Source organism: Chryseobacterium kimseyorum (genome assembly GCF_025971945.1).
Classification (GTDB): Bacteria; Bacteroidota; Bacteroidia; order Flavobacteriales; family Weeksellaceae; genus Chryseobacterium; species Chryseobacterium kimseyorum.
This window is the reverse complement of record NZ_JAPDHW010000002.1, coordinates 316,544-328,186: the sequence shown is the minus strand read 5'-3', so window position 1 is coordinate 328,186 and position 11,643 is coordinate 316,544. Positions and strand designations below refer to the sequence as shown.

The window sequence follows — 11,643 nt, the reverse complement described above, 5'->3', positions numbered from 1 at the left end:
AAATAATTATTGTGGGGCTAATTTACTAATTTTTACGATAATCCATCCGTAATTGGTATGAAAATGGGTGACTGAGTGGTATGAAAAACATTATTCTGAGTTTTTTTGCTGTTTTTATTTTGACAGCAGTTACAAACTGTTCCTCCACTCAGGTCAATAACCAACATTATCAGAGAGAATGGATGATGGTTTCTTTTGATAAATTTACGAAACAGGAACTTATTGAAAACGAGGCTGGAATCAATTTAACGGGTGAAACAACCGGCACAGAAATAAAAGGGACTGCAAAAATGGGATGCAACCGAATTTTTTTTAAAGCTAAACTGAACAACAAAGGAAAAATAAAAATTTCAGGATTGGGAGGTACAGAAATGGCCTGTACAAATATGGAACTTGAAAACACTTTCATGAAAAAATTTAAGAAGATGACCCATTATGAGATTGAAGGTCATCGCTTGATGCTTTCTGATGATTTAGGAAATGAAATGAAATTCGTTGCAGCCGATTGGGATTAAATCTTTTAAACATAAAAATCAGGAAGTCCGCACTTGTTGCGGACTTCCTTAGTATAAAAGTGGTTATCAGTTTAGTTTTTTGGAATCGTTTTTTTAATTTCTTCTAAAGTGCTGGTGCTGGGAATTCCCTGAATTTTTACAGCATGATTTGCTGAGGCTCCCGTTTTTTTTGCATTTTGCCTGTTCGGAATTGTTGCAAAAACTTCTTCAAGGCTCGCCGTATTAGCAATCAATTTTCCCTGATTGGTTTCCTTTTGCGCTGTCTGGGCTTGCTGCTTCACTTCTGAAGCTTGGTCTGAGGCTAAAACATTGTCTTTTTTAGTGGCTTTCGATTCGTTTTGACTCTGCATTTTCTTTTCAAATGCTTTGGCGTCTTTCAAAACCTGTTCCTGATCCTGAAGTTCTGCAGATTTTTTTTCCTGAGCATAAAATGTTGCGCTCAACAGTAAGAATGGGATGATGTATAATGATTTCATGGTTTTTTTATTTAATGTTAACTAATACTTTTATTTTTCCAATTGAGCTTTGGTCGTAATCCTGAAGAGCTTTTCCGATAACCTGACCAATTCTCACCTTTTTAGGATTGGCTTTCATCGCAACTCCGGATTTTGATGAGGTTACCAAAAGATCACCTCTTTTTATATTTCCGCCTTCCAGACAGACTTTGGTTGGAATAACCCCGACAACTCCCATGGGAACCTTACCAATCAATTCCGAATCAATATTTTCTTCTGTTAAAAGAACACCTGGTTTGGTAGCGTAAACTCCGGCAACCAAAGTGGAGTAGGCTTTTGATGATTTTTCTACAGTTCTGTCTGTGTCTGTTGAGATCACAAGAATGTCTCCCGGCTCATATTCTGAACTGTTTCCTTCTACATCAAATGCTTCTGCTAAATCGGCACCGCTGTTTTGAGTTCCGCCGTTGAAAAATCCTTTTCCTGTTTTATCAATACGGGTAACGTTGGCACTTGCACTCTGAAAAACGGCTATGTTTCCTGACGGACCGGTATGGTTTACAAAAACTCCCGTTCCTGTTCCTACATTGGTGACAGATACTACTGCCTGAGAATTTGCAGTATTAAAGTTTCTGAAATAAGCTGCGCGACCGGTTCCGTAATTAGGAACCCAACCGTAGATGGCACTACCTGTTCCGTCTACCGTTGCTTCTACACCATCACCGGTATTTTTTGCATTCGCTGTGATACCGTTTCCGTTTCCGTTCGCAAGAGCCATTAATGCAGGTCCGTTTCCTGACGCATTACTCGCATAAAATAAACCTGCGAAACCGCCTGTTCCTGCAGACTCACCATACACTCCTGCAGTTCCGAAGTTGGCAAACTGAGAATTGACTTTTCCTTTCACTGCGGGTGAAGTTCCATTTGTATTGTCTACGAAGAATTCTCCTGCGATACCGTTTCCTAATGTGGTTGAGGAAAGAGCTGTTGATGTATTTGCGGTGTTGAAATTTTTAAATTCTGCCGCCTTACCAGTACTGAATGTTGGAACCCAGCCGTAGATGGCTCGTCCTGCTCCGTCAACATTTGCTTCTATAGCATCACCGTCTTTTCCGGCATTGGCAACAATTGCGTCACCATTTCCGTCTGTCAGGGCAACTAAAGCGCGTCCGTTTCCCGTTGCATTTGAAGAATAAAACAATCCGCCGAAGCCTCCCGTTCCGGATGATACTCCGAAAATACCAGCCGCTCCAAAGTTTCCGAAAATAGTTTTCACTTCGCCTCTTACTGCTGCACTTACACTGTTTGTATTATTAGAAAGAAAAGATGAGACGTTCCCTAAAGTATTATCAGGAATGTTTCCTGCTCCGTTAGATTCTACCTCAAAAGTATTTCTGTCGTTTGCAGTATTTGTATTTTCAAATCTTCCTGCTCTTCCTTTGCCTGAATTGAGACCAACCTGGCCAAACACTCCAATGCTTGTTCCTGTTGTGTTTCCGGAAACAAATCCTCGCACACCATATCCGGCACCATTATTTCTTCCGACTACAGCTCCGGCAATACCACTGTTTACGATACCGACCACAGCTTCTCCGCTCCCTGTATTTTCTCCGTAAATTCCCGCAGAACTCTGTTGATTTGTAGTTCCCTGTACGGCAAATCCTGTACCTGTAGAACTTACCACACCAGCTCCTGATCCTGTACTTGAAACATTAATCACTGTTCCGTTACCCAAAGTATTCGCAGTAAGAACCGTGCTGTTGTTTGCGTTGTTGGATATCGAAATGCTGGCAGCTGGCCCATTGGTGCTGGTGGCACTTAAACCTGTTCCGGTATTGCTATTGGCGTAAACACCATATCCCGCTCCTGAAGAATTTCCATAAACTCCTAATCCCGTTGCAGTCACACCATAAACTCCCCATCCACTTCCTGCCTGTGACCCCCAAACTCCGATTCCCAAACCACCTGTTCCGTTATTAATTCCGCGAACGGCTGATGAAAATCCTCCTGGCGCTACATTTGTCACAGTTCCTCTTACTGCTGCAATGCTTGATGTTGTGGTGTTGTTGATTCCTTCCAGAGAAGTTCCGTCTCCGTCATTGGTTATCGTGAAAAGATTTGAGGCGTTGTTGACGGTAGCAGAATATGGTAAAGTGAAACCTCCGCCTGAACTGCCTGAAGACTTGGCGTACATCGCGTAAGGAACGCTTAAAAGCTGACTGGTTCCCGTAATGGTGTAAGATGTTCCACCTGTAGGATCTGTTTCTGTTTTTAAGAAATAATTTCCCGAAGGCCAGTTGATCGTAGCGTATGTTCCTGAAAGTACAGTTCCGGTTCCGATTTCCAGACTGATGAGTCCGTTGGCGTTGGTTACACCGGTTAATCTTTCTGAGTATACAACAGTTCCTGAAGCCGAACCCTGTAGAATGCTGACTTTAACACCGATATTCTGACTGGCAAGTAATTGCCCTGTTGCACTTCTCATCACAGCCTGGTAGCTCATTTTTTCTGGAGCCTGGGCAGAAACCAAATGAAGGCCAAGCATCATTCCTACGGTTAGTAAAATTTTTTTCATGGTGATTATTTTTTAATGATTTTAAATGTTTTGATGTTTTTTCCATTCTGATTGACTCTTACGATATACATCGCCGATGGAAGCTCTGAAAAATTAAATTCTGATTTTGATTCTTTTATTTTAGTTTCTTTTAAAAGCTTTCCGGAAGAATCGAATAGTTGGAATTCAGAATTTCGGTAGTCGTTTGTGGCAAAATCCAAAAAAATGAAGTCTTTAAAAGGATTAGGGTACAATACAATGTCTTTTCTGTCGGCGCCAGTTGTTTCTGTGGTGGAAAGTGTAATGATTTCGTAAGCTTGCTGTACACCTTCATTTACCTGACTGTTAGGTCCCTTACTAGTGTAATCAATCTGCCCTACACTGTAAGAAACAGAGCCGCTACTCCCTGTTGCGTTTGATCCTGCTGCAAGAAGTGTTTTCTGGGCATTGACTTCTGATAATGAGCAAAGAATCAAAAAAGAGCCGTAAATAAAAATTCTTTTCATGTTAAGATAATTTCTGGTTAATATGAGTTTTGATGTTATCATCTGTTATTGAGATTTTTACGGTGTAAAGGTACATGCAGACGGATGAGGTAAACCAGAGGAAAAGAACTAGAATAAAAAAGGGATAATCACTGTATTTGAAGACTGGGTTTGCATTTATTAATTAAAAACGTTATCTTGTAAATCTTATAAATTATACAGAATTTAATGTTAGAAAAGAAACAACATAGTTACGAAAAGGCAGTTTTGGTAGGCGTTGTAACCCAAAATCAAGATGCTGATAAGTTGCAGGAATATATGGACGAGTTAGAGTTTTTAGCTTTAACGGCAGGTGCTACGGTAGACAGACGTTTTACTCAAAATTTAACTCAGCCCGATTCCAAAACTTTTGTGGGAAGCGGAAAAGCGCAGGAAATCAAAGAATATGTAAAGGAAAACGAGATAGGAACCATTATATTTGATGACGAACTGTCGCCTTCACAGCTTAAAAATCTTGAAAAAGAAATTGAGGTAAAAATCTTAGACAGAACGAATCTAATCTTGGATATTTTTGCCCAGAGAGCGCAGACTTCATACGCTAGAACACAGGTGGAACTGGCACAGTATCAATATTTACTTCCCAGATTAACGAGAATGTGGACCCACCTTGAAAGACAGAAAGGAGGAATTGGAATGCGTGGTCCTGGGGAAACGGAAATCGAAACCGACAGAAGGATTATCCGTGACAGAATCTCATTATTAAAAGATAAACTGAAAGTCATTGACAAACAGATGGCAACTCAGCGAAACAATCGTGGTAAAGTGGTTCGTGTAGCTTTAGTGGGATATACCAACGTAGGAAAGTCTACCTTGATGAACGCAATTTCTAAATCTGAGGTTTTTGCAGAAAATAAACTTTTTGCAACGCTTGATACAACCGTGAGAAAAGTGGTCATCGGAAACTTACCTTTCTTATTGACGGATACGGTAGGTTTCATAAGAAAATTGCCGACGCAGTTGGTAGAGTCTTTTAAATCTACTTTGGATGAGGTTAGAGAAGCGGATCTTTTGATTCACGTGGTTGATATTTCTCACGAAAGCTTTGAGGATCACATAGAATCTGTAAATCAGATTCTGATGGAAATCAATGCGCATCAGAAGCCGATGATTATGGTTTTCAACAAAATTGATGATTTCAGCTACGAGAAAAAAGACGAAGACGATCTTACACCGGGTTCAAGTAAAAATGTTTCGCTGGAAGAGTGGAAGCGCACGTGGATGAATAAATCTAAGCATCCCGCGGTTTTCATCTCCGCTCTGAAGAAAGAAAATTTCCCTGAAATGAAAAGGCTGATCTATGATGAGGTGATGAAAATTCATATCTCAAGATTCCCATACAACGATTTTCTTTTCGAATATTTTGATAACGACGAAGACGAAGCATCAGAAAAAGAAGATTAATGAATTACAAAATACTCGTTTTTCTGCTTGTTATTCCGTTTTTTGCATATGGCCAAAAGACTAAATTAGATCTGAAAAGTATTGAGAAAAACCTCAAAAATTCCAGCTCGCCTTACAATTATGAAAAACTGATTTTTAAATTTAAAGGTCTTCCAAAATCACTTGACAGTGCAGAAGCACAGCATTTATACTACGGAAGAAATTTCATAAAAGATAAAGTTTCCCAGACTGGCGACGAGTTCAAAAGTCTGGCTGAAGCTTTTAAAAACAATAATTTTGCAGACTGTATCAGGCTGGGCAAGATTCTTTACAATAAAGATTCCACCAATCTTGATGTCATTCTTATTCTCCTTCGTGCCTACGATCAGACCAAAGATGTAAGCAATTTCACGCATCATATTTCGCAGTTGAGACTTCTCACAGATGCAATCAAAAATTCCGGAGACGGAAAATCTGAGAAAACCGCTTATAAAGTAAACAGTGTAGGCGATGAATATATTTTTCTGAACGTCATGAACATCGGACAGGATTACACAAGAGGTTCAAGACCTCTGAAAGATGGAGTAATAGACGTTTGGGAAAAAGGCGACAGTAAAATTTATATCAAAGTATTATATCTAGACTTAATCTTTTAAAAAAACAATTCATTGGAATTATATTATTCATTTTCAGCGCTTATCGTATTAGCATCCATTTTTGCATATATTAACTACCGGTTTTTAAAACTTCCGAGCACCATCGGAATTATGGTTATTGCCATTGTGGTGTCTATCATATTGGTTTTATTTGGTGAAAACTTTCTTCCTAAGACATTCGGTCATCTGAATGATTTAATGAACAGTATAGACTTTACCGAAGTTCTGATGGGAGCAATGCTTAATTTCCTGCTCTTCGCCGGGGGAATTCATATTAATATTAATGATTTAAAAGAACAGTTTCGTCCCGTCCTCATATTTTCAACAGCAGGTGTGATTATTTCAACTTTTATTGTAGGATTCGGGATGTTCTATTTGCTGCCTTTGGTAGGATTAAAAATTCCTTTTATCTACTGTCTGGTTTTTGGAGCATTAATTTCTCCTACAGATCCGGTGGCGGTTTTAAGTGTTTTAAAACAGGCTAACATTTCTAAGTCACTAGAAACAAAGATTGCCGGTGAATCACTGTTTAACGACGGTATGGCTGTTGTGGTTTTTACAGTTGTATTGCAGCTTGCGGTAGGTAGAGAAGTAGATTTAGGTGTAGAAAATATCACCATTTTACTGATGAAGGAAGCTGGTGGAGGACTGCTTTTGGGAGTGCTTTTAGGATGGGTAACTTCTAGATTAATGCGAGAAGTCGATGATTATATAATTTCAGTTTTGGTGACGCTTGCTGTGGTAATGGGAGGTTATCTTGTTGCCAGACAGATGCACGTTTCCGGCCCGTTGACAATGGTTGCTGCCGGTTTATTCATGGGTAATTTTAATGTTAAATTTAAAATGAAATCTGTTACTCAGGATTATTTAATTAAATTCTGGGAACTAATTGATGAAATTCTGAATGCTGTCTTATTTCTCTTTATTGGTTTCGAATTATTGATGATCAAAGACTTAAATCATTATGTGATTCCAGGTTTACTGGCGATTGTTGTGGTTTTGGTGGCGAGATTTATTTCCATCTGGGGACCTACGAAATTTATGTCTTTCAGAACGCGGTTCAGTCCACAGACGATTAAGGTTCTGTTTTGGGGAGGAATAAGAGGTGGTGTTTCCATCGCTTTGGCAATGTCGATCCCGAAAAATGAATACAGTAATGCTATTTTAAGTATTACTTACTGTGTAGTTGTATTTTCTATTATCGTTCAGGGACTTACAATTGCAAAAGTTGCCAATCCGAAAAGGATTGCTGATGAAGAAAAAGAGTTGGAAAGTATCGCTTTAGAAGAAAGTCATTAATTGTTTGTTAATCAGAATAAATTAGATGTGAAGAAGCTGTTATTTTATTATTGTTTTTTGAATTTTGTCTTCTCAGGTAAACATTGACCAAATAAAAATCGATGTGACAAGTGATCCTAAAAAGTTTTATTATGATAATCTGGAGATTTTTAAAACTGATCCCAAATCTTTGAATCAAGAACAGCTCAATTACATTTACTATGGAAACAATTATGTTGATCATGGCTTTAAAAGAGGTGATTTTATGACCGATCTTGGTGAAGTTACCAAGTTTTCAGATAGAAATATTTCATTTAAAAAAGCAACAGAGATTTTAGAAAAAGCAAAAATCCTGTATCAGAAAAATCCTTTGCAAAAAGAGCTTTTATTGGATCTTCAAAAATTACATTATAAAATTAAAGAAGAAGATAAGGGTGATTTTCATTTTAGTCAATATCAACTTTTATTAAAGACAATAAATAATAGCGGAACGGAGAAATTATATTTTTCGCCGCTTGTAGTTACAAATTTTCAGATCAAATGGTTGCATTAGAAAGCTCTGAAGTTTTTGTCCCAGGATTAACGATTATCCTTTCAATCTAAAGTTCTGGCTGATGGTTCTTGGCTTAATATTTATAAGTACAGACAGGATCTGCTTTTTGTAAGAACAACTCACCATAAAGACTTTTTCAAAGATGACAAATAATATTCTTAAAGAAATCAAAGAATCACTGGCTGTTTTATCTATTCCGGAGAAAGCAGCTTTTCTTCCGAAATTTTTCAAGACAGGAAAAGGAGAATATGGTGAAGGTGATTTGTTTTTGGGTGTAACGGTTCCGGATCAACGGTCTGTTGCCAAAGAATTTTATTCAAAGATTAGTTTAAAAGAGTTAAGCGAATTGCTTTCTTCAACTTATCACGAACACAGATTGACGGCTCTTCTGATGTTGGTTTCTAAATTTGAAAAAACAAAAGATCAGGTTGTAAAAGATGAGGTTGTAGAATTTTATCTCAATCATCTGCAGAATATCAATAATTGGGATCTGGTCGACACCAGCTGTTATAAGATTTTGGGTCGGTATGCATTTGAAAATCAAAAGGAAAGCTTGTTCAGAGATCTTTCGAATTCTGATCAGATGTGGCACAAGAGAGTAGCGGTTGTCGGAACGATGCATTATATTAAAAAAGGTCATTTTGAACTGACTAAGGAATTTGTAACCCATAATTTAAACCATCCACACGACCTAATGCACAAAGCAAATGGCTGGATGTTGCGGGAAATGGGAAACAAAAATAATAATGAATTAATCACATATCTCAACCAGCATTATAAAAAAATGCCGCGAACCTGCCTTCGCTATTCAATCGAAAAATTAGATGAAGAACTCCGACAGGATTATCTAAAGGGCAGAATTTAAGATTTCATTGGTGTGCAAAGGTTTATTTCGCAACGTTAATTCAATCAAAATTAAGTAAGTTTGTTACTTAAACCAAAATCATGAAAATCATCCTTAAGTGTCTTCTGTTGGTGCTTCCCCTTTTATTTTTGACAAGCTGTTTTGATATTTTAGATAAAGTGAACGTGAAAGCGGATGGCAGTGGCGAATATTCTCTGATTCTCAATGCCAGCAAAAGTAAAACAAGACTGGCCTCCATCTCAAAAATGGAAACAGTCAACGGTAAAAAAGTTCCCAAAAAATCAGAAATAGAAGCCAAAATCAACGAAGCTGCAAGAATTTTCAAAACTGTTCCCGGCATTTCCAACGTAAAAACTTCGATGGATTTTGATAACTATATCATCAAACTGAGCTGCAATTTCAAAAAAATTGAAGATGTCAACTCCGGTTTAGAACAGCTGAAAGCTAAAAATATTGTAGGAAAAATGATTCCTACCAACATCTACAGTCACAGTCCCGCAAAGAAAACTTTTAGCAGAAATAAAATTAATACTTTCAAAAGTGACTATGACAAGCTGAGCTCTGCTGACAAAGAAGTTTTTAATAATGCGAAATATACTTCAGTTTTGCAGTTTGAAAATACAGTAAAATCCCAGTCTAATGCTTCTTATCAACTTTCACCCAACAGAAAAGCAATGAAGCTGGAAGGCAATATTTTAGATTTTATCCTTCAGAGAAAGCAGACTCAAAATACTATTCTATTTCAATAATCCCCATTTATAATATGAGATCATTTTTACACAAATTACAGAAAATCACTTTTTTGCTCTTCGGTTTTGCCATTGCTTTTGCGCAAAACAGCATGAAAGTTCCTTCGGATGCCGTATTTTATATGGAGATCAACGGAAAAGAGCTTAATAAAAAGATAAATTGGGAAAAGTTTAATCCTTTTTTACAGCAAATCGACAAAAAGGAAAAGGGAAAGCCTTCGTGGAATGACTATTCCAAGACGGGTATTAAGTATGATGCTACGCAGTATCATTACGCGCAAATTTCAGATTCTGTGCAGTCTTATACGGCACATTTTGTTTTAGATAACAAACTCAAGTTTCAGGAATTCATCAATTCGACCAAGAAAAAAGGACTGGAGCCTTCTAAGAAAAAAAACTATTCCTACATTGATCTTGACGACAATCTTTTCGTTGCATGGAACGATCAGCGAGCCGTTATCACTTTGGTGAATTACAGAAAACGTTCAAAAGATATTTGGGATGACGATATATATGCGGTAGACAGTACGGCAGCTGCGTTTACCGACAGTGTAATGGTAGATATAGACAGTGCTGTAGTAGTAGATATTGAGGAAAAACCATTCGATTACAAAGAAGAAATTCAATATTTAAAAGATGAAATTAAATATCTGAAGGATAATATCAAATCGAGCAATACTGAAATTGCCAGACATCAGAAAGATATTAAATATCTCGAAAAACATCACAGATATCCGGAAGAAAAAAAAGAGTTTGAAAAGACAACAGATTCTCTGTATCCGGAAGACAGTTCAGAAACAATGGCTCCGCCAGCTTCTCAGGATGATTATGTAGAAACAGAAGCTTATCCGGCAGACGCTGAGTATCAAAAAGAAATGGACTTATTCAATATTGAAAAATATAAAACTGCAAAAGCAATCGCAGAAAGAAGTTTTGACACTTATTTCAACACAAATTTGCAGATTGAAGCGTCAAAAGAAATGCTGAGTTTCAGAGATGGTAATTCTGATGTTTTTGTTTACGCCAATTACGAAAAACTGATTAGCAAAGGACTGTATGATAAAATGTACAGCAAATATAACTTTGGCAGTATTCTGAGTAAAATGTACAATTCAAACTCTGCATACAATCTTTATTTCGACAAAGATCAGGTTAGATTGGTCAACAATTATCAGCATAAAGATGGAGAAACACAGAAAAATATTTCAGCCGTTTATCAGGGAAAGAAGAATAAAAAACTGACTGCGTTAATCAACGACAGAAGCATCGGTTATTATGCGATGAATGTGAATGGCTACAAGTATTTTGATATGATGTACAGTCTGCTTCAGGATGCCGGCGACAAAGAATATCAGAAAGAAGTTAAGCTGGTTATCGAAACCATGAAAATCGTTCTTGATGAGGAAGCGATTGCTAAAATCGCACCCGGAAACGGAATTTTTGTTTTGAATGAATTGAAATCTAAAAAAGTAGGGTACACAGATTACGACTACGATGAAAATTATAACGAAAAAGAAGTAAAAAAGACCAAGGATGTCATGGTGCCGGATTTTACTTTTGCTTTTGTGACTGAAAATGAAGGATACTGGAAAAGAATCTTTGACGTTCTGACAACCAATAAAGATTTCGCCAAAAAATTCACTAAAAACGGTGATGTATATTCCTTTAAAGAAGAGAAAAGCAACGGATATCTTGATCAGATATTTTTCACCGTGAAAAACGGTGTTGTTTATCTTACGACTTCTACACAAAATCTGACTGAAAAAAGCCAGTCTTCAGTTTCCGGAAAATGGATGAAAGATTCTGCGAAGTATCCTCTTTCAGGAAGATTGGATATTCAAAAATTACTGCTTGGTTTGGAAAAGGAATTCAAATCAGTTTCTGAAAAAAGGACATTGAATTCTTTGAGAAAAAATGTGGGCGATGTCTATTTTAAAACTGAGGTTAAAAACGAAAGCATTCAGACTGAAATAGATTACCAAATAAAAAATTCTTCAGAAAACAGCCTGATGTATTTCTTTGATCTGTTTGACGAGATGTTCAAGAACAGGGAATCTGATAAAGAAGCAAAGACTCTGTAATCAGCTGGCCGG

11 protein-coding genes are annotated in these 11,643 nt (G+C 37.3%); 8 read left to right on the top strand and 3 right to left on the bottom strand.

Going from position 1 to position 11,643, the window contains the following annotated elements; translation table 11 throughout:
- Positions 1-80: 80 nt before the first annotated feature.
- Positions 81-515 (top strand): META domain-containing protein, encoded by a 435-nt coding sequence (locus OMO38_RS04100; RefSeq protein ID WP_264748947.1) that lies wholly within the window; start codon positions 81-83, stop codon positions 513-515.
- A 71-nt stretch (positions 516-586) separates the two neighbouring features.
- Here OMO38_RS04100 and OMO38_RS04095 read toward each other — a convergent pair whose 3' ends face one another.
- The 3 genes from OMO38_RS04095 to OMO38_RS04085 are packed head-to-tail and all read right to left on the bottom strand — an operon-like array spanning position 587 to position 4,030.
- The gene (locus OMO38_RS04095; protein ID WP_264748946.1) at positions 587-991 is read right to left on the bottom strand and encodes a hypothetical protein; all 405 of its coding nucleotides are present in this window, start codon (positions 989-991) and stop codon (positions 587-589) included.
- Positions 992-998: 7 nt separating this feature from the next.
- Complete coding sequence (locus OMO38_RS04090; RefSeq protein ID WP_264748945.1) at positions 999-3,545, bottom strand: beta strand repeat-containing protein; 2,547 nt, start codon at positions 3,543-3,545, stop codon at positions 999-1,001.
- A gap of 5 nt (positions 3,546-3,550) precedes the next feature.
- Positions 3,551-4,030, bottom strand: coding sequence for a T9SS type A sorting domain-containing protein (locus OMO38_RS04085; protein ID WP_264748944.1), 480 nt, complete (start codon positions 4,028-4,030; stop codon positions 3,551-3,553).
- Between the two features lie 207 nt (positions 4,031-4,237).
- Between OMO38_RS04085 and hflX the strand changes: the two genes are divergently transcribed.
- The 7 genes from hflX (at position 4,238) to OMO38_RS04050 (ending at position 11,631) form a co-directional block, all read left to right on the top strand.
- Positions 4,238-5,470 (top strand): GTPase HflX, encoded by a 1,233-nt coding sequence (hflX, locus tag OMO38_RS04080; protein ID WP_264748943.1) that lies wholly within the window; start codon positions 4,238-4,240, stop codon positions 5,468-5,470.
- Positions 5,470-6,105: a DUF4919 domain-containing protein gene (locus OMO38_RS04075; RefSeq protein WP_264748942.1), complete on the top strand. Its 636-nt coding sequence runs from the start codon at positions 5,470-5,472 to the stop codon at positions 6,103-6,105. Before hflX ends, OMO38_RS04075 begins: the two co-directional genes overlap by 1 nt.
- Before the next feature lie 12 nt (positions 6,106-6,117).
- Positions 6,118-7,404, top strand: a complete 1,287-nt coding sequence (locus OMO38_RS04070) for a cation:proton antiporter (RefSeq protein WP_264748941.1) — start codon at positions 6,118-6,120, stop codon at positions 7,402-7,404.
- A gap of 103 nt (positions 7,405-7,507) precedes the next feature.
- Positions 7,508-7,936 (top strand): DUF4919 domain-containing protein, encoded by a 429-nt coding sequence (locus OMO38_RS04065; RefSeq protein ID WP_264749124.1) that lies wholly within the window; start codon positions 7,508-7,510, stop codon positions 7,934-7,936.
- A 142-nt stretch (positions 7,937-8,078) separates the two neighbouring features.
- Entirely contained in the window at positions 8,079-8,801 is a 723-nt protein-coding gene (locus OMO38_RS04060; protein WP_264748940.1) for a DNA alkylation repair protein, read from the top strand.
- Positions 8,802-8,881: 80 nt separating this feature from the next.
- On the top strand, positions 8,882-9,550 hold the full coding sequence (locus tag OMO38_RS04055) for a hypothetical protein (protein WP_264748939.1): 669 nt from the start codon (positions 8,882-8,884) through the stop codon (positions 9,548-9,550).
- Positions 9,551-9,564: 14 nt separating this feature from the next.
- Positions 9,565-11,631, top strand: a complete 2,067-nt coding sequence (locus OMO38_RS04050) for a hypothetical protein (RefSeq protein WP_264748938.1) — start codon at positions 9,565-9,567, stop codon at positions 11,629-11,631.
- Positions 11,632-11,643: the final 12 nt, after the last annotated feature.

Excerpts from the sequence above, each read along its gene's own strand:
- OMO38_RS04050 (WP_264748938.1), top strand. The coding sequence starts at position 9,565 with ATGAGATCATTTTTACACAAATTACAGAAAATCACTTTTTTGCTCTTC.
- OMO38_RS04090 (WP_264748945.1), bottom strand. The coding sequence starts at position 3,545 with ATGAAAAAAATTTTACTAACCGTAGGAATGATGCTTGGCCTTCATTTG.
- OMO38_RS04100 (WP_264748947.1), top strand. The coding sequence starts at position 81 with ATGAAAAACATTATTCTGAGTTTTTTTGCTGTTTTTATTTTGACAGCA.
- hflX (WP_264748943.1), top strand. The coding sequence starts at position 4,238 with ATGTTAGAAAAGAAACAACATAGTTACGAAAAGGCAGTTTTGGTAGGC.
- OMO38_RS04055 (WP_264748939.1), top strand. The coding sequence starts at position 8,882 with ATGAAAATCATCCTTAAGTGTCTTCTGTTGGTGCTTCCCCTTTTATTT.
- OMO38_RS04095 (WP_264748946.1), bottom strand. The coding sequence starts at position 991 with ATGAAATCATTATACATCATCCCATTCTTACTGTTGAGCGCAACATTT.
- OMO38_RS04075 (WP_264748942.1), top strand. The coding sequence starts at position 5,470 with ATGAATTACAAAATACTCGTTTTTCTGCTTGTTATTCCGTTTTTTGCA.
- OMO38_RS04085 (WP_264748944.1), bottom strand. The coding sequence starts at position 4,030 with ATGAAAAGAATTTTTATTTACGGCTCTTTTTTGATTCTTTGCTCATTA.
- OMO38_RS04060 (WP_264748940.1), top strand. The coding sequence starts at position 8,079 with ATGACAAATAATATTCTTAAAGAAATCAAAGAATCACTGGCTGTTTTA.